Below are 19,347 nucleotides of genomic sequence, written 5' to 3'. Positions count from 1 at the left end.
TTACTTGAGGTTATTCGGTAACGGCTGCGACATTGATCAAGGATCCACCTGCCCCATCAGCTCTGGAATGCTCTCCGGTCGCTTGGCATAACGCTGGGCCAACGCCGCGCAGACCATCAACTGGATCTGGTGAAACAGCATCAATGGCAGGATCAGCACCCCCATGGTCGCCCCGGCGAACAGCACCTGGGCCATCGGCACACCGGTGGCCAGGCTCTTCTTCGAACCGCAGAACAAAATGGTGATGCGGTCTTCCTGGTTAAAACCAAAAGCCTTGCCCAGCACCGTGGAGGCCACCAACACCAAGGCCAGCAACACGCAGCACGCCACCACCAGGCCGCCAAGTTCCCACAACGGGATCTGGTGCCAGATGCCTTCGTTGACCGCCTCGCTGAACGCGCCGTACACCACCAGCAGGATCGAGCCTTGGTCGACGAACTTCAGCCAGGATTTATTGCGCCCCACCCACTCGCCGATCCAACGGCGGGCGATCTGCCCGGCGATGAACGGCAGCAGCAGTTGCACGCTGATTTTCAGGATCGCGTCGACGGTCGAGCCACCCTCGCCGTGCACGTTGAGCAGCAGGGTCACCAGCAGCGGCGTGAGGAAGATGCCGAACAGGCTGGACGCCGCCGCACTGCAAATCGCCGCCGGGATATTGCCCCGCGCCAGCGACGTGAAGGCAATTGCCGATTGCACCGTGGCCGGCAAGGCGCAGAGGTAGAGCATGCCCATGTACAGGTCTTTGCCGATCAGCGGCGACAACACCGGCTTGAGCGCCAGGCCCAGCAGCGGGAAGAGCACAAAGGTCAGGCTGAACACCAGCAGGTGCAGGCGCCAGTGGCCGGCGCCGGCGACGATAGCCTGGCGCGACAGCTTGGCGCCGTGCAGGAAAAACAGCAGCGCGATGGCCAGGTTGGTCACCCAGCCGAATGCCACGGCGGTCTGGCCGCTGGCGGGCAGCAGGGAGGCGAGGATCACCGTGGCGATCAGCGTCAGGGTGAAGTTGTCGGGCAGAAAACGGGGGCGAGTCATAAGCAGGATCTTCCGGGGGTTGCCAAGAGCGTCATCGCGACTCTAACGTAACGACCTGTTACCGACTAACGCCAATGAGCCAACAAATGCCGCCTAAAGGACATGACAAGACCGTCCGCCGCAGCGTGCCCGGGCTTTCCAGCCTGCCACGGCCGGTGTATGGGCGCACTGAATCCTTGCCTAATCGTGCGCTGACCCGCCGGCACAGCCATCCGTGGGTGCAATTGTCCTACGCGATTTCCGGGGTGCTGGAGATCCAGACCAGCGTCGGCCGCTTCGTCGCGCCGCCCCAGCGTGCAGTGTGGATTCCGGCGGGAGTGCCGCACCGGGTGTTCAGTTCGCCGCATACCGAAATGCGCAGCCTGTACCTGGATTGCAGCGTCACCACGTGGGCGACGCAGCGCTGCCATGTGTTGGAGGTGAGCAGTTTGCTGCGCGAGTTGATCCGCAGCTTCAGCGCAGTGCCGGTGGAATATGCCGAGGACGGCCCGGATGGACGCTTGGCCCAGGTGCTGCTGGATCAGTTGGCGGCGGCGGCGCAAATCGACTTGATGTTGCCGTTGCCCCTGGACCCGCGCTTGCGGCAGATCTATCGCAGCCTGAACCTGCACCCGGAGCAGCAGACCACGTTGGGGCAATGGAGCCAGAAGCTGGGGGTGAGTGAGAAGACACTCAGCCGGTTGTTCTTGAGTGATACCGGGCTGACCTTTCGTGCCTGGCGCCAGCGCCTGCGGTTATTGAGCGCCCTGCCCGCCCTGGAGCAAGGCGAGCGGGTGACGGACGTGGCGCTGGGGTGTGGTTATGAATCGACGTCGGCGTTTATCAATGCGTTTCGGCAACAGTTCGAGGCCACACCCGGTGAGTTTTTCCGCTGACCATCCCCGTACAGGACGTTGGCCGCGGTCACCGCACTGGATATCAAAAACGTTGGCCAAGCGCCTGCGCCCTTTGGCAGTCACTGTCAGCGCGCGCGAATCGAGCGTTCGCGTCAGCCACCCATTCGGATGACTCAACATCCATTGTTCGATGCTCCTCGAAGTGACAGCGATATCGGCAGAATACTCTACACGCCAACCCAGGAGAGATGCCGATGAATAACACACGTTTTTTTGGCCAGACCGTACTCAGGTGTACGTTCGTGCTGGCAATCATTGTTGGGGCGTCGGGTTCTACGGCCCGCCGATTTATATGCAGGCCGTCATGGATCGCACCGGGTGGCCGATTACCCAAGTTTCAGCGGCGGTGACACTGCATTTTCTCAGCGGCACCCTGGTCATCGCCAATCTGCCGCGGCTGTACGGGCGTTGGGGTGTGCCCGCGGTTACTTGGCTGGGGAGCCTGATCCTGGGCATCGGGGTCAATATCTGGGCTCAAGCCGACGCGCTGTGGGTGTTGTATTTCGGCGCCATGTGCTCGGGTATCGGCTGGGTGACCTTGGGCGCTGCGGCCGTCAACACGCTGATCGCGCCCTGGTACATCAAAGGGAGGCCGAAGGCGCTGGGCAAGGCCTACAACGGTGCCAGCCTGGGTGGCGTGATCTTCTCACCGCTGTGGGTACTGTTGATCGAGCGGTTCGGCTTTGCCATCGCGGCCCTGGTAATCACCCTGGCAACCATTACGCTGACTGCCGGGTTTGCTTTGTGGGTGTTTGGCAAAACGCCGCAGAGCATGGGACAGCAACCAGACAATCTCGCCGCGCCGCCAGCACCGCCGCTCCATGCCCCCGCCATCCCCTGGACGACCGCGCAGACATTCCGATCAGCACAATTCCGCACGCTGGCCGCCGGCATGTCCCTTGGTCTGTTTGCACAGATTGGATTGATTGCCCATCTGTATTCGATCCTGGTCGTATACCTGGGCGCCCGCCCTGCCTCATTCGCCATGGGCTTGGCCACCGCCAGCGCCATGGGCGGGCGATACATCGCCGCGCACTGGATGACCCAAGACATCAATCGTCGCCATTTGGCTTGTCTGGCTTATGGGGTTCAGTTGCTGGGCACCTTGATGTTGCTTGGCCTGCATTTGCACCCTGCGGCCGCCTGGATAGCCGTCGTACTGATCGGTTCCGGGATCGGCAATGCCACATCGCTCCCACCGCTAATCGCGCAGACCGAGTTCAGCCACGAGAATACCGCGAAGGTCATTGCGCTGATGGTTGCCCTCAGCCAGGCAATCTACGCTTTCGCACCTGCCTGCTTCGGCCTTGTACGCGCTGCCCTTGCCGACCCGGAAGAGGCGATCGTTGCCGTGGTGATGGTGGCCGTCACCGTTCAACTGCTGGCGATTCTGACCTTCTATCGCGGCGCGGCCAGGCGTCCAAGCAGAACGACCGCTTACTGAGCCCTCACTTTAACCAGGCAACCTCAGCTGCCGTTGCCGCCATGCGCCTCTTCGAAGAAGTAATCCTTCCAACTCGCGGCTTTGTTTTTCAACACACCCAGTTCCTGCAATTTCTCGGCGTAGATGTAGGTACGCTGCGGCACGATGGTGAAGTCAATCTCCGGGTCCTGGACGATCTTCTCCACCAGGTCCAATGGCAGCTTCGACTGCTCTACGCGGATATACGCCTTGGCGGCGGCGGGCTTGTCGGCCTTGATGATCTTCTCGGCTTCGGCCAGCGCGTCATAGAACGCTTTGTAGGTCTTGGGGTTCTCGTCGTGGAATTTCTGCGTGGTGTACAGCACGTTGAACGTCGCCTGGCCACCGAGGATGTCGTAGGAACTCAACACCTTGTGCACATTCGGATTGAGCAATTCCCGGTACTGGAACGGCGGGCTGGAGAAGTGCGCGTTGATCTCCGAGCCACCGGCAATCAAGGCAGCGGTCGCGTCGGGGTGCGCCAGGCTGATGGAGATGTCGTCGAACTTCTTGTAATTGGCATCGCCGAACTGCTTGGCGGTCTCGATCTGCAAGGTGCGCGACTGGAACCCCACACCGGCGGCGGGCACGGCGATACGGTCTTTTTCGCTGAAGTCCTTGAGGGTCTTGACGTTGGGATTGTTGGTCAACAGGTAGTTGGGCATCGAGCCCAGGGAGGCGATGGCCTTGACGTTCTGCTTGCCCTTGGTGCGGTCCCACAGCGTCAGCATCGGCGGCACACCGGCGGAGACTACGTCGAGCGCACCGGCCAGCAGCGATTCGTTCATTGCGGTGGCGCCGGAAATGCTGTTCCACTCCACCTGGATGTCCAGGCCCTGCTCCTTGCCGTGCTTTTCGATCAGGTGCTGGTCGCGCACCACATCGAGGATCAGGTAGCCGATACCGAATTGCTGGGCGATGCTGATCTTGCCTTCGGCCTGGGCGCCGATACTGATCAAGGCTGTCGCAGCCGCCATCAGGGTCAGGGAGGAGCGCTTGAAAGTCATGGGAGTCTGCCGCGTTTTAAGAAGGTGATGGAGCCTAGCGACGTTTTTTAAGACTGGAAAAGAATATCGGGATCTATTGTTATGCAAATGGCCCACAAACAAGCGCCTGGCTGCTATTGTGCCGCGCTTTGAAAAACTGCCGAACCAGCGAGGAAATGGACGTTGAACACTGACGAAAAAATGACCGGGGACCTGTTCGAGGTTGATAAACGCCTGTCACTCAAGCCCGTGGTGGACTTCAACACCTACCTGCGCAGCGCATTCGGCGACGGCCCGTGCACCTGCATCCGCTGCACCACCGGTAACGGCGATGAAAGCGGCTATGCGTTCCAACACAGCTTCACCTTCGACGGCAAGCCCACCCAGCGCCGCTTCGCCACCACGGCGGGCAGTGATGTGTTGCAGGTGTTGAAGAAAGCCTGGTTGTCGTACACCAAGGCCGAGCTGCCGCTGAGCGGTGTGCTGGCGCTGGATACGGTGAAGGAATTTGTCGAGCCGCAATTACATAAACGCCTGACACCGCTGTTTTTGGCCAGTGGCTTGGTCAAGGACGTGGACGGTGAGTTGCAGATTCAGCCGCAGGCGGCGTAATACCGACTACCCCATAGGGGCGCTGTTGCGGATGGCGAGGAAGGCGGCACCGCAGATTCTGGCAGTGAAAACACCGTAAAACGTGGCGAGGGAGCTTGCTCCCGCTGGACTGCGCAGCAGTCCCAGTCTTTTTAACAAAGAGCTGGGGCCGCTTCGCGGCCCAACGGGAGCAAGCTCCCTCGCCACAGGTACAGCGTGCACCCTGTTGGGTTTACTTGCGTGCGGCCTCCCACTGCTTAAGCAAGTCGTTGTAGCTCACGGTTTCGCCTTTCGGCTTCTCATTCGCCAGTTTCGGTTTCGGTGCGCCCGGTTGGTCGAACCAGTATTGCGCATCACGCTCGGGGTTCATTTTCGGGCCGCAGACCGGTTGCACCTTGGAGCGTTCCAGGCGCGTCATGATCGCGTCCTGTTCCTTGGCCAGGTTATCCAACGCTTGTTGTGGGGTTTTCTCGCCGCTCGCTGCTGCGGCGATGTTGCTCCACCACAGTTGCGCCAGGCGTGGGTAGTCCGGCACGTTGGTGCCGGTCGGGGTCCATTCCACACGGGCTGGGCTGCGATAGAACTCCACCAAACCACCGAGTTTCGGCGCCAGGTCGGTCATGGCCTGGGAGTTGATGTCCGACTCACGAATCGGCGTCAGGCCGACGATGGTTTTTTTCAGCGAGACGGTTTTCGAGGTCACGAACTGCGCGTAGAGCCAGGCCGCGAGTTTCTGTTTCTCTGGGGTGGATTTGAGGAAGGTCCAGGAACCCACGTCCTGATAGCCCTTCTTCATGCCCTTTTCCCAATACGGCCCGACCGGCGACGGGGCCATGCGCCATTTCGGCGTGCCGTCGGCGTTCACCACCGGCAGGCCCGGCTTGGTCATGTCGGCGGTAAACGCGGTGTACCAGAAGATCTGCTGGGCGATGTTGCCTTGGGACGGCACCGGGCCGGACTCGGAGAAGGTCATGCCCGCCGCTTCCGGTGGCGCGTAGGCTTTCATCCAATCCACGTATTTCTGGGTGGCGAACACGGCGGCCGGGCCGTTGGTGTCGCCGCCACGGGTCACGCTGGAGCCCACCGGGTGACAGTCCTCCACACGAATGCCCCACTCGTCCACAGGCAAACCATTGGGCAGGCCCTTGTCGCCGCCACCGGCCATGGAGAACCACGCATCGGTGAAGCGCCAGCCCAGGGACGGGTCTTTCTTGCCGTAGTCCATGTGCCCATAGATACGCTTGCCGTCGATCTCCTTGACGTCTTCGCTGAAGAACTTGGCAATGTCCTCATAGGCCGACCAGTTCACCGGCACGCCGAGGTCATAGCCGTACTTTTCCTTGAACTTGGCTTTCAGCTCCGGGCGCTCGAACCAGTCTGCGCGGAACCAGTAGAGGTTGGCGAACTGCTGGTCGGGCAGTTGGTAAATCTTGCCGTCCGGCGCGGTGGTGAAGGAGATGCCGATGAAGTCCTTGATATCCAGGGTCGGCGAGGTGAAGGCCTTGCCTTCATTGGCCATCAGGTCGGTGATGGATTCGGTCTTGCCGTAGCGAAAGTGTGTACCGATCAGGTCCGAGTCGTTGACCCAGCCGTCATAGATATTCTTGTCGGACTGCATCTGGGTTTGCAGCTTCTCCACCACGTCGCCTTCCTGCAGCAGGTCGTGGGTCAGCTTGATCCCGGTGATTTCACTGAAGGCCTTGGCCAGCACCTTGGATTCGTACTCGTGGGTGGTGAGGGTTTCCGACACCACGTTGATTTTCATCCCACGGAACGGTTCGGCGGCCTTGATAAACCACTTGAGTTCCTCGAGCTGCTGGTCAGCCGTGAGGGTGGACGGTTTGAACTCGCTGCCGATCCATTTTTTTGCGGCATCTTCATACGCATCGGCCCACGCCGAAGCGCTCAAACCGCTGAGGGCCAGTACGGCGGCCAATGAAATGCTATGTCGCAGCTTATTGTTTTTATTCAACATAGAGACCTCCTGGTTGTTTATTCATAAGGGCATTAGCCCCAACGCATCACACTCAACAGCCATACCAGGGAGAGCGCGGACGCCACCCAGATGCTCCAGTCGGTAACGCCGATGACCAGCAAATGCAGGTAGGCGCTGCCGAGAAGACCGATAAACAAACGATCACCACGGGTGGTGCTGATCGGTAACAAACCGCGCCGCGGGATGCTCGGCGAACGCAGCTCCCAGGTGGTCATGCCCGCCAGAATCAGGGCTATGCCGCCGAAGAACAGTGCGGTGGGGGTGGTCCAGGCCATCCATTCCATCATCGACTCCTCAGACCCGGCCCAGGGCAAAGCCCTTGGCCACGTGGTTGCGAACAAACCAGATCACCAGCATGCCGGGAAGGATAGTCAACACCCCCGCCGCCGCCAGCACGCCCCAATCGATACCCGACGCCGAGACCGTGCGCGTCATCACCGCCGCGATGGGCTTGGCGTTGACCGAGGTCAGGGTGCGCGCCAGCAGCAGTTCGACCCAAGAGAACATGAAGCAGAAAAACGCGGTCACACCGATGCCGGAGCCGATCAACGGGATAAAAATCTTCACGAAAAACTTAGGAAACGAGTAGCCGTCGATGTAGGCGGTTTCGTCGATTTCCTTGGGCACGCCGGACATGAACCCCTCCAGGATCCACACCGCCAACGGCACGTTGAACAGGCAGTGCGCCAGGGCCACGGCAATGTGCGTATCGAACAGGCCGATGGACGAATACAGCTGGAAGAACGGCAGCAGAAACACCGCCGGTGGCGCCATGCGGTTGGTCAGCAGCCAGAAGAACAGGTGCTTGTCGCCGAGGAAACGGTAGCGTGAAAACGCATAGGCCGCCGGCAGCGCCACGCTCAGGGAGATCACCGTGTTCAGGCTCACGTAGTACAGCGAGTTGAGGTAACCGGTGTACCAGCTCGGGTCGGTGAAGATCACCTTGTAGTTGGCCAGGGTGAAATCCTGCGGAAACAACGTCAGCCCACCGAGGATTTCGGTGTTGCTCTTGAAGGACATGTTCAACAGCCAGTAGATCGGCACCAGCAGGAACAGGATGTAGATCAGCAACGGAATTAGCTTGCGCTTGCTCATGTTGGCGGCCTCAGCGGTTGGCGTCGGAGTGGGTCATGGCGGTGTAGAACAGCCAGGACACCAACAGGATGATCAGGAAGTACACCAGGGAAAACGCCGCGGCCGGGCCCAGGTCGAATTGGCCTACGGCCATCTGGGTCAGGGTCTGACTCAAGAACGTAGTGGCGTTACCCGGCCCGCCGCCAGTGAGGACGAAGGGTTCGGTGTAGATCATGAAGCTGTCCATGAACCGCAGCATCACCGCGATCAGCAGCACGCTTTTCATCTTCGGCAACTGGATATGTCGGAACACCGCCCACGCTGAGGCACGATCAATACGGGCGGCCTGGTAGTACACATCCGGAATCGCCCGTAGGCCGGAGTAGCACAGCAGCGCCACCAGGGACGTCCAGTGCCACACATCCATCACCAGCACGGTGACCCAGGCATCCATGGTGTTGGCTGCGTAGTTGTAGCTGATGCCCAGGGCATTGAGGCTGTAACCCAGCAAGCCGATATCGGCGCGGCCGAATATCTGCCAGATGGTGCCCACCACGTTCCACGGAATCAGCAGCGGAATGGCGAGGATGATCAGCACCAGCGACGACCAGCGACCCTTGGTCGGCATGGTCAGGGCGATGGCGATGCCCAGCGGGATTTCGATCAGCAACACGCAGGCCGAGTAGATGAACTGGCGCAGCAGTGAGTCATGCAGACGTGGGTCAAGCAGCACCTGCTTGTACCAGTCGGCGCCAACGAAGTAGCGGCTGGACTGGTCGAAGATGTCCTGCACCGAGTAGTTGACCACGGTCATCATCGGGATCACCGCACTGAACGCCACCAGCAGGAACACCGGCAATACCAGCCACCAGGCCTTGTTGTTCTGCACCTTGTTCATGGCAGCACCTCCAGCAGGTAGTCGTCGGCGTACACCATCAGCCACTGCGCGGGAAAGCTGATGGAGGCCTTGCCTTCAGGCACGGGTTTGTCTTCGGCCAGGCGCACCTTGAGCAGCGCGCCGTCGAGGTTGAGGGTCATGATTTTGTAGGTGCCGAGGTCTTCGAGATGAGAGACGTCGGCCTGCAGGGCGTCAGGGTTGTACTCGTCCCACACATGGATGAATTCCGGGCGGATGCCGACCTGCAATCTCTTGTAATCGGTTTTGGCCAGGCGTTGCTGCAGGGCCTCGGACACTGGCAGGTGGGTGCCAGCAAACCGCACCCCGCCCGCCTCGGCCTGCACGTCGATAAGATTCATCCCAGGGCTGCCGATGAAATACCCGACAAAGGTGTGGCTTGGCCGTTCGAACAGGTCACGGGGAGTGCCGAACTGCACGATCTGGCCGCCGTACATCACCGCGATCTTGTCGGCGAAGGTCGAGGCTTCCAACTGATCGTGGGTCACGTAGACCATGGTGATGTTGAACTGCTCGTGGATCTGCTTGAGTTTGCGCCGCAGCTTCCACTTGAGGTGCGGGTCGATCACCGTCAGCGGTTCATCGAACAGGATCGCCGACACGTCGTCACGCACCAGGCCGCGGCCCATGGAGACTTTCTGCTTTTCGTCGGCGGTGAGGTTGCGGGCTTTTTTGCTCAGCAGGTTTTGCAGGTCGAGGACCTCGGCGATTTCCTGCACCTTGCTGTGAATTTTCGCCTCGGCCATGCCCTGGTTACGCAACGGGAACGCCAGGTTGTCGAACACCGTCATGGTGTCGTACACCACCGGGAACTGGAACACCTGGGCGATGTTGCGTTTTTCCGGGGTCAGGTCGTTGACCACTTTGCTGTCAAACAACACCTGGCCTTCGGACGGGCTGAGCAGGCCGGAGATGATGTTGAGCAACGTCGATTTGCCGCAGCCCGACGGCCCGAGCAAGGCGTAGGCTCCGCCCTGCTCCCACACGTGGTTCATTTCCCGAATGGCGTAGTCCTCGGGGCCGCTCGGCGTAGGGCTGTAGCTATGCGCCAGGTTCTGCAAATGGATCTCGGCCATCAGGCAACCCTCGCGACACGGCGCCCGGGGGCCTGGACCAAACGGCCCTGGCCATCGAACACAAACAGTTTATGGGTGGGGATATACACGCGGATCGGCGCGTCGACGTCATACTCGTGCACGCCCGGCAGGTGCAGCACCAGCAGAAAGTGTTCGCTGCGCACATGCAGGAAGGTTTCCGAACCGCTGATCTCGGCGACTTCCACCGTCACCGCCAGCTCCAGGTCGTCGTCGTTGCTGGGCACCAGGCTGATGTGGCTGGGGCGTACGCCGAAACGGAATTCGCCTTCGCCAATGGGCCGTAGGTCGACGTTCAGCGGGAAATGCACGAAATTGGCGAAGCTCACTTCGTTACCGCTGATGCGCCCCGGCATCAGGTTGATCGGCGGCTCGGAAAACAGCTCGGCGGCCAGCACCGTCTGCGGCTGGTGATAGACCTCGGCCGCCTTGCCGCTCTGAATCACCCGGCCTTCGTGCAGGATGGTGGTGGTGCCACCGAGGGCCAGGGCTTCGTTGGGTTCGGTGGTGGCGTAGATGGCGATGGTGTGGCGCGCGGCGAACAGCTCGCGCATTTCCTGACGCAGCTCTTCGCGCAGTTTGTAGTCCAGGTTCACCAGCGGCTCGTCGAACAGGATCAGTTCGGCATCCTTGACCAGCGCACGCGCCATGGCCGTGCGTTGCTGCTGGCCGCCGGAGAGTTCCAACGGGTGGCGCTGGAGGAATTTCTCGATGCGCAGCATCTTCGCGGTTTCCAGCACCTTGCTCTGGATCAGCTCGTTGGACACCCCGGCTTGGCGCAACGGCGAGGCGATGTTCTCGAACACGGTCATGGTCGGGTAGTTGATGAACTGCTGATAGACCATCGACACATTGCGCAGGCGCACCGGCTTTTGCGTGACATCCACGCCGTTCATCAGGATGCGGCCGCTGTCGGGCTTGTCCAGCCCGGCCATCAGACGCATCAGGCTGGTCTTGCCGGACAGCGTGCGGCCGAGCAAGACGTTGAAGGAACCGGCTTCGAAACGCAGGTTGGCGTCGTCGATCCAGGTCTGGCCTTCGACAACGCGGGAGACATGTTCCAGGGTCAATGACATGACACGACCTTTTTATTATTGGAATGAATCTGGCCAAGTGTCAGAGCGAGTTTCGTGCCAAAACGGCAAGTGCTTGATGCGCAAGGAAATGGCGTAAATGGGATGTTCAGGAGTGAACAATTTGGCTGAACAACTGAACAGTCAGGGCCTTGACAATGAACAGTTCTGAACAACACTCTGACGATCGCCCCTCCCACATTGGAATGATTTCCAGCAGTCAATTGCGCAAGCCCCCATAACAATAAAAACGAAGGTCACCCCATGGCCGAACCACTGGCTCACGACACCCTTATCCAGGAATCCTGGCGCCGTTGTCGCGCCTTTGGCCTGGACCACCAGAGCACGCCCAGCTTCGACCAGCTCCCCGCCGAGGGCATCAGCCAATTGCTGGAGAGCCAGCACTCGCTGGTGCAGACCACGCACCAGGAAGTGCTGCCCTACTACGAAAATATCCTCAGCAATTCCAACTGCCTGATCATGCTGGCCGACAATCAGGGCCAGGTGCTGACCAGTTGGGGCACCCAGCGGTTTATCGAACCCAAGCTGGCGCGTGGCTTCAACCCCGGCGCCAGCTGGAGAGAACGCTCCAGCGGCACCAATGCCATCGGCACCGCACTGGCGTGTGCCCAGGCGGTGCATATCGAACACGATGAACACTTTCTGAAGGCCAACCGCTTCATGACCGGCTCGGCGGCGCCGATCTTTGATGCCCAGCGCGAGATCATCGCGGTGCTGGACGTGTCCAGCGACAGCTACCTGCCGCCCTCCCACACCCTGGGCATGGTCAAGATGATGAGCCAGACCGTGGAGAACCGGCTGATCCTCAACCTGTTTCGCGGCGAACACTTCCAACTGACCTTCAACACCGGCCTGAGCAACCTCGACAGCCAGTGGGCCGGCCTGCTGATCTTTGATGAAAGCGGCCAAGTGCTGTCGGCCAACCGGCGTGCCGACAACCTGCTGGGCATCAGCCTGTCGCGGGTGATGATCGACAGTTTGTTCAAGGTGTCGCTGCTGGAGTTGTTGAACCAGCCGGAAGGGCTGCCCTTTTCCCTGCAAGCGGCGGGACGTAATCGGTTCCAGTGCCTGTTGCGGCGACCCAAGCAGGTGCCAGTGCAGGCGCGCGTGTTCACGGAGCCGACACCGCCTAAGCCCGCCTCCATTGGCCTGAAGACCTTGCACTTCGGCGATGTGCGCGTGGAAAAAGCCGTGCGCCAGGCTGAACGCCTGCTGGAGAAGGACATCCCGCTGCTGATCCACGGTGAAACCGGCGTGGGCAAGGAAGTGTTCGTCAAGGCCCTGCACCAGGCCAGCTCGCGCAGCCAGAAGGCGTTTATCGCGGTGAACTGTGCGGCGATTCCGGCCGAGCTGGTGGAGTCGGAACTGTTCGGCTACGAAAAAGGCGCGTTCACCGGCGCCAATCAAAAAGGCAGCATCGGCCTGATCCGCAAGGCCGATAAAGGCACGCTGTTTCTCGACGAGATCGGCGATATGCCGCTGCCTACCCAGGCCCGCTTGCTGCGGGTACTGCAGGAACGTTGCGTGCAGCCGGTGGGCAGCAGCGAGTTGTTCCCGGTGGATTTGCGCATCATCTCGGCCACCAACCGCGCGCTGCGCGAGCTGGTGCAGGCCGGGCGTTTTCGTGAGGATTTGTACTACCGCATCGGCGGCCTGACCCTGGAGCTGCCGCCGTTGCGCGAGCGCACCGACAAACGGGCGCTGTTCCAGCAACTGTGGCAGCAACACCGTGAGCCGACCCAGTGGGCGGGCCTGAGCGCTGAGGTACTGGCGCTGTTCGAGCAGCATCCGTGGCCGGGGAATTTACGCCAAGTGAGCAGCGTGTTGCAGGTCGCGCTGGCGATGGCTGAAGAACAACCGATCCGCCCGGAGCATCTGCCGGATGATTTTTTTGTGGATTTGAACGTGGAATCGCCGCTGCCTGCCAGTGAATACCTGGATGCCAGCATCGACCTGAACCAGCGTTTGAAGGCCGTCGGCGGGAATATTTCCCACCTGGCGCGGGAGCTGGGGGTAAGCCGCAATACCCTGTACAAGCGCCTGCGCCAGCACTAACGCGGCTTGACCACCACCAGCAGGTCGGTGAAATACTCCACCTGGATCGGCAGGTTATCCGCCAGGGACGACAGTGCCGCTGCTGTGTCGTCGAGCTTGAACACGCCGGAAACCCGCAGGTTATGCAGGGCCTGGGGGTCAAAGCGCAGCATGCCGTGACGGTAACTGGCGAGGGTTTGCAGCACGTCGCTCAGGGGTTGGTCGTTGACCTTGAGCAGGCCACGGGTCCAGGCGTCGGGATCGGCATCGTTGATGGCTTGCGGTGGCTGGGCGCGGCCGTGGTCGAGGACCGAGCGCTGGCCAGCCATGACCTTGACCCCATCGGTGGCGCCGCCTTTGACCGCTACCGTGGACTCGATCACCGTGACCACCGTGGTGCCATCTGCCGCACGTTTGACCAGATAACGCGTGCCCAGTGCAGTGGCCGTGCCTTGGTCTGTGCGGACCACAAAGGGCCGTTGCGCATCCTTCGCCACGTCTACCCAGAGCTCGCCTTGCAGCAGTTCGATCACGCGTTGATGGCCGTCGAATTTCACGTCCACCGCCGAATTGCTGTTGAGCTGCAACTGGCTGCCGTCCTCAAGGGCGATCTGTCGGCGCTCGCCGACACCGGTGCGCTGGTCGGCCATCCAGATAGGCAGGTGTTGCAGGCCCAGCCAACCGCATAGCACGACGCCGAGCAAGCCCACCGCCCGTGCGCCACGCGGGCGGTGCGGGGTGAATGCACGGCTTAGGGCAATGCGCGCGGGCTTGGCCGGCAATGTATCTAAGCTGCCCCACAACGCACTCATACGTTCGATGGCCACGGTGTGACGTGGGTCGGCCTGGCACCAGGCGTTGAACGCCTGGCGGTCAGCGTCGGTGACGTCTTCGTCGTGCAGGCGGGTGAGCCACTGCGCCGCTTGCTGGATGATCTGTTCGGTGCTCATACCAGCGGGTCTGCCGGGTGCAGGCTGTGGTAGCAATGCACCAGGGCGCTGGAGATATAGTTTTTGACGGTGCTGGAGGACACGTCCAGGCGCGTGGCGATTTCGCTGTAGGTCAGGCCATCAAGGCGACTCAGCAGGAACGCTTCGCGGGCCTTGGCAGGCAGGCCGGCGAGCATCTCGGCGATGCGTTCCAGGGCTTGCAACGCCACATGAATCGCGGCTGGGTCGGGCATGCCGGCGTCTTCGCACTGGATCACCAGGGCTTCCATGTAGGCTTTTTCGATGCGGCGGCGACGAGCGCCGTCGATCAACAACCGCCCTGCCGTGGTGGCGAGGAAGGCGCGAGGTTCCTTGATGTTTTGCGGTTCGGCCAGCATCAGTACGCGGATGAACGCGTCGTGGGCCAGGTCGGCGGCATGCTGGGAGCACCCGAGTTTCTTGCGCAGCCAGCCGTGCAACCAGCCGTGGTGCTCGCTGTACATCGCCGTAAGGGTCTGCTGCCGGACGGAGTCGCCCAGCGCGGCCGGAATGTCATGCATGCGCAAAAATTTCTCAAATGGGAAGTGTTACCAATTGCGCGAACAATGCCAGTAAAACAGAGAGGGGGCAAGGGGCTTACCGCTGATGGAGGTGGGTCAGTCGATATATCTGCCAGCAGTGCCGCCGCTTTCGAAGCCTCGCTGAAGCTCGACATCTCCCACAGGGGATGGGGGTGTTTGGTAGAGCTGTAGCCGAACACTTTCTGCCTGCTGACTCAGATCTACTGTGGGAGGGGGCTTGCTCCAGATGGCGGTGCGTCAGTCGCCATGTCTGCCAGCAGTGCCGCCGCCTTCGAAGCCTCGCTGAAGCTCGACATCTCCCACAGGGAATGGGGGTGTTTGGTAGAGCTGTAGCCGAACACTTTCTGCCTGCTGACTCAGGTCTACTGTGGGAGGGGGCTTGCCCCCGATGGCGGTGGGTCTGCCAGCCCATTTACCAGCAGTGCCACCGCCTTCGAAGCCTCGCTGAAGCTCGACATCTCCCACAGGGAATGGGGGTGTTAGGTAGAGCTGTAGCCGAACACTTTCTGCCTGCTGACTCAGGTCTACTGTGGGAGGGGGCTTGCCCCCGATGGCGGTGGGTCTGCCAGCCCATTTACCAGCAGTGCCACCGCCTTCGAAGCCTCGCTGAAGCTCGACATCTCCCACAGGGAATGGGGGTGTTAGGTAGAGCTGTAGCCGAACACTTTCTGCCTGCTGACTCAGATCTACTGTGGGAGGGGGCTTGCCCCCGATGGCGGTGGGTCTGCCAGCCCATCTACCAGCAGTGCCAACGCTTTCGAAGCCTCGCTGAAGCTCGACATCTCCCACAGGGAATGGAGGTGTTTGGTAGAGCTGTAGCCGAACACTTTCTGCCTGCTGACTCAGGTCTACTGTGGGAGGGGGCTTGCTCCCGATGGCGGTGGATCTGCCAGCCCATCTGCCAGCAGTGCCAACGCTTTCGAAGCCTCGCTGAAGCTCGACATCTCCTACAGGGGATATCGGGGGACTGTCAGCGCCAGCTCCAGGACACGCCGGTGTAGATGCCACGGCCATCCGCCGGTGTGGAGCGTGCAACATCCAGCCCCTTGTCGTCATAACCCGGTGTGACGGTATTGGCGTAGCGCCGGTTGGTCAGGTTGCGCAGGTCGACCCAGGCTTGCCAGTCCTGCTTGGGCGCGTCGTAGCCAAAGGTGGCGCCGAGGAGTGTGTAGGACGCAGCGTAGTAGGAGTTGGCGTAGTCCACCGCCACCTTTGAGGAATGCTCGGTGTTGAGGCTGGTGTAGAAGCCCGTCGGGTGGCTGTAGCGCAGTTGCGCCTGGTAGTAGTGCTTGGGGATGCCCGGCAAGGTGTTGTCGCCAAAGCGGTCATCGTCACGGTAGTGGAAGTCGCTGAAGGTGTAAGCCTGGCGCAGGGCGAGCTGGCCGCTGCGGCCGCCCTCCCACAACGGGCTGAGCAGGCTGAGTTCCACGCCCTGGTGCACGGTGGGGCTGGCGTTGGATTCGGCAACGATGGCATTGCTGGTGGAGGTCTGGGCCTGGGTTTCCACGGTGAGCAATTCGTGGCGCACTTGCGAACGGTACAGCGCCAGGTCCCACTGGCCGAGCCACGCTTCACCGCGCCCGCCGATTTCCAGGGTGGTGGCGGTCTGGTTTTTCAGGCTCACGCCTTCGCGCTGCAAGCCGGTGGCCGCTCCACTGCCGGCGGGGAAGTATTTGTTGGAACCCCAGATCATCGACCAGGCGTGCGGCGGTTCGACCGAACGGCTCAGGTTGCCGTACACCTGCAGTTGCGGGGTGACGTCATAACGCAGGCCGACACGCGGCGCGTAGTCCCAATCATGCTGGCTCAGCGGTGCCTGGCCTTCGGGATAGGTGACCTGGGTTTCGCGACGGGTGTAGATCGCGGCCAGGCCGGTGGTCAGCCACAGGTCGGGGATCAGTTCCAGGTCGTTGCCGATATGCAACACGGTATCGGAGCCCAGGTAACTGTAGTCGCGAGTCTTGGTGCCGGGTGCGTAGGTTGCCGTGTTGCCTGCCGGCGTACGCACATATTCCGAGGCGCCGTTGTTGGGCATCGCCTGGGTGGTGCGCAGACCCACCGTGGTGTTGCTGTCGTGACCGAACAGCGTGTCCTGGCGGATGTAGTTGAAGGTACTGCTGATATCGGTGTAGGCGACTTTCAGACGGTTGGTGCCTTCGCGCAGGTCCATCGGGTAGTCGTGGTAGGCGAGCCCGACTTCGACCCGGGCATTGTCATCCAGCTGCAACGTGGTCTTGTTGGCGATCCAGGTAGAGCCCGGTTGCAGGCGCTTGGAATCGCGCGCGGCGTTGAGGCTGTTGGCCGCGCGCGGGTCGTGGCTGATCTGGTGGCGCGTGAGTTTGCCGGGGGTGTCGTTGGTGGTTTCGCGGTAGCGGAAATAAAAGCGGGTTTCCAGGTCCGGGTTGAAACGGTAGCCGAAGTTGGCCGCTACACCTTTGCCGGTGCCGGCGCTCTGGTGCTGGTAGCCGTCGGACTCGGAGTCAGTGAGGCTGATGTAGTAATCGGCATCCCCCAGCACCTGGCCCGAACTGATCTCGCGCTGCATATAGCCTTTGCTGCCCGCTTCATAGCGTAATTGCAGCTTGGGCGCGTCGTAACCCGTGCGCGTCACATAGTTGACCGCGCCACCAAGAGCCAGGGCGCCCTGGTCGAAACCGTTGGCGCCGCGCAGCACTTCGACCCGACTTTGCCACAGCGGGTCTTTCAGCTCATAGGGCGTGCCGCCCGGGCCGGTCAGCGGCAGGCCATCGAACATTTCGTACAAGCCGGAGGCATGGGAACCCGGACTGCGGTTCAGGCCCGAACCGCGAATCGAGAGTTTCACCCCTTCGTTATTCGCCGCCTTGGCGTACACCCCGGCCTGGTACTTGAACACGTCTTCGTTGGTGCTCACCCGTCCCTGCTGCACGCTGTCCATGTCGATGTAGTTGGTCGCACCGGGCACGCTCTTGAGCTGCGCCTGGGCCACTTCGCCGGCGCTGGCTTCGCTGCTGGTGACTTCGACCGCGGCCAATTGCAGGCCTTCGGCGTGCACCATTGAGCTCAACGTCAGGGCGGCAAACAGGAACGGAGGGTGGCGCAACAGCATGGGGCGGGTCCTTGGAGTTCGGGGGGCACGTGGTGGGAAGACAGGGACGCCCGCCAGGTCACGCCTTATTAACGGACCAGACCTTTCCCACAACAGCGTCAGACGTGGATTATTTGCTAAGTCCGAAATCGAATTACCACATGCAAACTCAGTATTTAACGAAATAACCGCCAAGCATTACTGTGGAACCACTGAGTCACCCACGTACCACGAGACCACCCCCATGCAGACATCCGCCACCCTCATCGACTTCACGCTCCACCGTAAACGCCGCCAGGCGCGTGCAGCAGCCGAGTTGATGTGGGCGATGTACGCCGCGCGTGCCGGGCTGGCGGTGTTTACCGCTCAAGCCGCTCCGTCCAGCGATACTCGCCGGGCGTAAGGCCGATGAGTTTCCTGCACGTGCTCCCCGAACCGCCTGAACCGCTGCCCAAGCCCAGCCCTGATGATGATGTGATCAGCCTGTGCGTGGCCCACAACCTGCAACGCTTGCGCAGCAAACGGCACTTGTCCCTGGATGGATTGGCGCGGGTCTGCGGCGTGAGCCGGGCGATGCTCGCGCAGATCGAATCCGGGCGCAGCGTGCCGTCGATCAAGGTACTGTGCAAGATTGCCAAGGGCTTGAAGGTGTCAGTGGCGGCGTTCCTGGAAGACCGTGCCTTTGAGGGGGTGGAAGTGCTGCCGGCACGACAAAGTAAGCGCCTGGTCAGTGCCGATGGCGGGTTTATCAGCCGTGCCTTGTTCCCCTACGATACCGCGCGTCAATCCGAGTTCTACGAGATCCGCCTACGAGCGCTGGGCGAGGAGATTTCCGAAGGCCACGGCCCCGGCATCCAGGAAAACCTGGTAGTGGCCCAAGGCGTGTTGGAAGTCAGCGTCAACGACGAGCGTTACCTGCTTTCCACCGGCGACTCGATCCTGTTCTACGCCGACCAGCCCCACCGCTACCGCAACCCGGCAGACAGCGAGGCCGTGGCGTTTCTGGTGATCACCTACCCGGAACGCCTGGATTGACATGCAAAACGCCCCGAATAATCGGGGCGTTTTTTTGTGCGGGACCTATCAGCAGGTGCAGCACATCATCGGCATGCCGTTGCAGCTCATCATCATCGGCATGGCGCAGTCGTTCATCATTTTGTTCATGAGCATGCAGCAGTTTTCCATCATGGCCATGCTCATGCCCGGCATCGGCATCATTTTGCACATCATGCTGTCGCCCATCAGGGTGCATTCCATCACACACTTCATCATCGGCATCGGCATGCCCATCATGGGCATCATGTTCATGCCGGTCATCATCGCCATGGCGTCGGCCGACAGGCACATCATCGACATGTTGGCGCACTGCATCATCATCGGCATGCCACAGTTCATCATCATCGCCATCATTTCGGCGTTGGTCTTGAACTGAGCCATGTCCATGCCGGCAGCCGGCTTCATGGTGCACATCATGGCGTCCGCAGCCATTTCGCATTTCATGGTGGCCATCATCATCGGCATGCCCATCATCGGCATCATTGGCATGGCGCTGTTCATCGGCATCTGCATGGCGTTCATCATCTTCGAAACTC

The 19,347-nt window shown here is 61.1% G+C and carries 18 protein-coding genes; 6 read left to right on the top strand and 12 right to left on the bottom strand.

What is annotated here, in order from left to right:
* Window positions 1–36: 36 nt before the first annotated feature.
* Window positions 37–1,035: a bile acid:sodium symporter family protein gene (locus QCBJ_RS03790; protein WP_012724877.1), complete on the bottom strand. Its 999-nt coding sequence runs from the start codon at window positions 1,033–1,035 to the stop codon at window positions 37–39.
* An 86-nt stretch (window positions 1,036–1,121) separates the two neighbouring features.
* On the opposite strand from QCBJ_RS03790, the gene QCBJ_RS03785 reads away from it, so the two are divergent.
* Both QCBJ_RS03785 and QCBJ_RS03780 read left to right on the top strand, forming a co-directional pair.
* Entirely contained in the window at window positions 1,122–1,910 is a 789-nt protein-coding gene (locus QCBJ_RS03785) for a helix-turn-helix domain-containing protein (protein WP_043205518.1), read from the top strand.
* A 325-nt stretch (window positions 1,911–2,235) separates the two neighbouring features.
* Window positions 2,236–3,375 (top strand): MFS transporter, encoded by a 1,140-nt coding sequence (locus tag QCBJ_RS03780; RefSeq protein ID WP_256581450.1) that lies wholly within the window; start codon window positions 2,236–2,238, stop codon window positions 3,373–3,375.
* A 23-nt stretch (window positions 3,376–3,398) separates the two neighbouring features.
* Here the strand turns inward: QCBJ_RS03780 and QCBJ_RS03775 are convergent, their stop codons facing one another.
* Window positions 3,399–4,400: an ABC transporter substrate-binding protein gene (locus tag QCBJ_RS03775; protein ID WP_102060158.1), complete on the bottom strand. Its 1,002-nt coding sequence runs from the start codon at window positions 4,398–4,400 to the stop codon at window positions 3,399–3,401.
* Between the two features lie 162 nt (window positions 4,401–4,562).
* On the opposite strand from QCBJ_RS03775, the gene QCBJ_RS03770 reads away from it, so the two are divergent.
* On the top strand, window positions 4,563–4,991 hold the full coding sequence (locus tag QCBJ_RS03770; RefSeq protein WP_012724881.1) for a hypothetical protein: 429 nt from the start codon (window positions 4,563–4,565) through the stop codon (window positions 4,989–4,991).
* Window positions 4,992–5,202: 211 nt separating this feature from the next.
* On the opposite strand, the gene QCBJ_RS03760 is transcribed toward QCBJ_RS03770, so the two are convergent.
* The 6 genes from QCBJ_RS03760 to QCBJ_RS03735 are packed head-to-tail and all read right to left on the bottom strand — an operon-like array spanning window position 5,203 to window position 11,126.
* Window positions 5,203–6,945 (bottom strand): ABC transporter substrate-binding protein, encoded by a 1,743-nt coding sequence (locus QCBJ_RS03760; RefSeq protein WP_012724882.1) that lies wholly within the window; start codon window positions 6,943–6,945, stop codon window positions 5,203–5,205.
* 32 nt (window positions 6,946–6,977) lie between these two features.
* Window positions 6,978–7,250, bottom strand: a complete 273-nt coding sequence (locus QCBJ_RS03755) for a DUF2160 domain-containing protein (protein ID WP_014718862.1) — start codon at window positions 7,248–7,250, stop codon at window positions 6,978–6,980.
* A 10-nt stretch (window positions 7,251–7,260) separates the two neighbouring features.
* The gene (locus QCBJ_RS03750; protein WP_003232361.1) at window positions 7,261–8,061 is read right to left on the bottom strand and encodes a carbohydrate ABC transporter permease; all 801 of its coding nucleotides are present in this window, start codon (window positions 8,059–8,061) and stop codon (window positions 7,261–7,263) included.
* Window positions 8,062–8,071: 10 nt separating this feature from the next.
* Window positions 8,072–8,938, bottom strand: a complete 867-nt coding sequence (locus QCBJ_RS03745; protein ID WP_025858174.1) for a carbohydrate ABC transporter permease — start codon at window positions 8,936–8,938, stop codon at window positions 8,072–8,074.
* Complete coding sequence (locus QCBJ_RS03740; RefSeq protein ID WP_012724885.1) at window positions 8,935–10,032, bottom strand: ABC transporter ATP-binding protein; 1,098 nt, start codon at window positions 10,030–10,032, stop codon at window positions 8,935–8,937. The genes QCBJ_RS03745 and QCBJ_RS03740 overlap by 4 nt, the downstream gene beginning before the upstream one ends.
* Complete coding sequence (locus tag QCBJ_RS03735) at window positions 10,032–11,126, bottom strand: ABC transporter ATP-binding protein (protein ID WP_012724886.1); 1,095 nt, start codon at window positions 11,124–11,126, stop codon at window positions 10,032–10,034. The genes QCBJ_RS03740 and QCBJ_RS03735 overlap by 1 nt, the downstream gene beginning before the upstream one ends.
* 261 nt (window positions 11,127–11,387) lie before the next feature.
* On the opposite strand from QCBJ_RS03735, the gene QCBJ_RS03730 reads away from it, so the two are divergent.
* Window positions 11,388–13,199: a sigma-54-dependent Fis family transcriptional regulator gene (locus tag QCBJ_RS03730; RefSeq protein ID WP_012724887.1), complete on the top strand. Its 1,812-nt coding sequence runs from the start codon at window positions 11,388–11,390 to the stop codon at window positions 13,197–13,199.
* Here the strand turns inward: QCBJ_RS03730 and QCBJ_RS03725 are convergent.
* The 3 genes from QCBJ_RS03725 to QCBJ_RS03715 all read right to left on the bottom strand — a co-directional run bounded on the left by QCBJ_RS03725 (window position 13,196) and on the right by QCBJ_RS03715 (window position 17,776).
* The gene (locus QCBJ_RS03725; protein ID WP_102060156.1) at window positions 13,196–14,128 is read right to left on the bottom strand and encodes a FecR family protein; all 933 of its coding nucleotides are present in this window, start codon (window positions 14,126–14,128) and stop codon (window positions 13,196–13,198) included. The two genes, QCBJ_RS03730 and QCBJ_RS03725, sit on opposite strands and share 4 nt — an antisense overlap.
* Window positions 14,125–14,667, bottom strand: a complete 543-nt coding sequence (locus tag QCBJ_RS03720) for a sigma-70 family RNA polymerase sigma factor (RefSeq protein WP_102060155.1) — start codon at window positions 14,665–14,667, stop codon at window positions 14,125–14,127. The genes QCBJ_RS03725 and QCBJ_RS03720 overlap by 4 nt, the downstream gene beginning before the upstream one ends.
* A gap of 991 nt (window positions 14,668–15,658) precedes the next feature.
* Window positions 15,659–17,776 carry a TonB-dependent receptor domain-containing protein gene (locus QCBJ_RS03715; RefSeq protein ID WP_102060154.1) on the bottom strand — a complete coding sequence of 706 codons (2,118 nt, stop codon included), beginning with the start codon at window positions 17,774–17,776 and terminating at the stop codon, window positions 15,659–15,661.
* Window positions 17,777–17,999: 223 nt separating this feature from the next.
* On the opposite strand from QCBJ_RS03715, the gene QCBJ_RS30165 reads away from it, so the two are divergent.
* Both QCBJ_RS30165 and QCBJ_RS03710 read left to right on the top strand, forming a co-directional pair.
* Window positions 18,000–18,158 carry a hypothetical protein gene (locus QCBJ_RS30165; protein WP_012724891.1) on the top strand — a complete coding sequence of 53 codons (159 nt, stop codon included), beginning with the start codon at window positions 18,000–18,002 and terminating at the stop codon, window positions 18,156–18,158.
* 5 nt (window positions 18,159–18,163) lie between these two features.
* Entirely contained in the window at window positions 18,164–18,790 is a 627-nt protein-coding gene (locus QCBJ_RS03710; RefSeq protein ID WP_102060153.1) for a helix-turn-helix domain-containing protein, read from the top strand.
* 48 nt (window positions 18,791–18,838) lie between these two features.
* Here QCBJ_RS03710 and QCBJ_RS30295 read toward each other — a convergent pair whose 3' ends face one another.
* Entirely contained in the window at window positions 18,839–19,336 is a 498-nt protein-coding gene (locus QCBJ_RS30295; protein ID WP_163825850.1) for a hypothetical protein, read from the bottom strand.
* Window positions 19,337–19,347 lie beyond the last annotated feature (11 nt).

Origin of the sequence: Pseudomonas sp. QC2 (assembly GCF_002859085.1) — a bacterium.
Lineage (GTDB): Bacteria > Pseudomonadota > Gammaproteobacteria > Pseudomonadales > Pseudomonadaceae > Aquipseudomonas > Aquipseudomonas petroselini.
Note: the sequence above shows the minus strand (reverse complement) of the source record. Positions and strands in the feature narration are given on the sequence as shown.

What these genes read in the sequence shown, in the direction of transcription:
- QCBJ_RS30165 (WP_012724891.1), top strand. Translation starts at nt 18,000, where the DNA reads ATGCAGACATCCGCCACCCTCATCGACTTCACGCTCCACCGTAAACGC.
- QCBJ_RS30295 (WP_163825850.1), bottom strand. Translation starts at nt 19,336, where the DNA reads ATGATGAACGCCATGCAGATGCCGATGAACAGCGCCATGCCAATGATG.
- QCBJ_RS03735 (WP_012724886.1), bottom strand. Translation starts at nt 11,126, where the DNA reads ATGTCATTGACCCTGGAACATGTCTCCCGCGTTGTCGAAGGCCAGACC.
- QCBJ_RS03725 (WP_102060156.1), bottom strand. Translation starts at nt 14,128, where the DNA reads ATGAGCACCGAACAGATCATCCAGCAAGCGGCGCAGTGGCTCACCCGC.
- QCBJ_RS03760 (WP_012724882.1), bottom strand. Translation starts at nt 6,945, where the DNA reads ATGTTGAATAAAAACAATAAGCTGCGACATAGCATTTCATTGGCCGCC.
- QCBJ_RS03720 (WP_102060155.1), bottom strand. Translation starts at nt 14,667, where the DNA reads ATGCATGACATTCCGGCCGCGCTGGGCGACTCCGTCCGGCAGCAGACC.
- QCBJ_RS03715 (WP_102060154.1), bottom strand. Translation starts at nt 17,776, where the DNA reads ATGCTGTTGCGCCACCCTCCGTTCCTGTTTGCCGCCCTGACGTTGAGC.
- QCBJ_RS03750 (WP_003232361.1), bottom strand. Translation starts at nt 8,061, where the DNA reads ATGAGCAAGCGCAAGCTAATTCCGTTGCTGATCTACATCCTGTTCCTG.
- QCBJ_RS03775 (WP_102060158.1), bottom strand. Translation starts at nt 4,400, where the DNA reads ATGACTTTCAAGCGCTCCTCCCTGACCCTGATGGCGGCTGCGACAGCC.
- QCBJ_RS03740 (WP_012724885.1), bottom strand. Translation starts at nt 10,032, where the DNA reads ATGGCCGAGATCCATTTGCAGAACCTGGCGCATAGCTACAGCCCTACG.
- QCBJ_RS03745 (WP_025858174.1), bottom strand. Translation starts at nt 8,938, where the DNA reads ATGAACAAGGTGCAGAACAACAAGGCCTGGTGGCTGGTATTGCCGGTG.
- QCBJ_RS03780 (WP_256581450.1), top strand. Translation starts at nt 2,236, where the DNA reads ATGGATCGCACCGGGTGGCCGATTACCCAAGTTTCAGCGGCGGTGACA.
- QCBJ_RS03790 (WP_012724877.1), bottom strand. Translation starts at nt 1,035, where the DNA reads ATGACTCGCCCCCGTTTTCTGCCCGACAACTTCACCCTGACGCTGATC.
- QCBJ_RS03710 (WP_102060153.1), top strand. Translation starts at nt 18,164, where the DNA reads ATGAGTTTCCTGCACGTGCTCCCCGAACCGCCTGAACCGCTGCCCAAG.
- QCBJ_RS03755 (WP_014718862.1), bottom strand. Translation starts at nt 7,250, where the DNA reads ATGGAATGGATGGCCTGGACCACCCCCACCGCACTGTTCTTCGGCGGC.
- QCBJ_RS03785 (WP_043205518.1), top strand. Translation starts at nt 1,122, where the DNA reads ATGCCGCCTAAAGGACATGACAAGACCGTCCGCCGCAGCGTGCCCGGG.
- QCBJ_RS03730 (WP_012724887.1), top strand. Translation starts at nt 11,388, where the DNA reads ATGGCCGAACCACTGGCTCACGACACCCTTATCCAGGAATCCTGGCGC.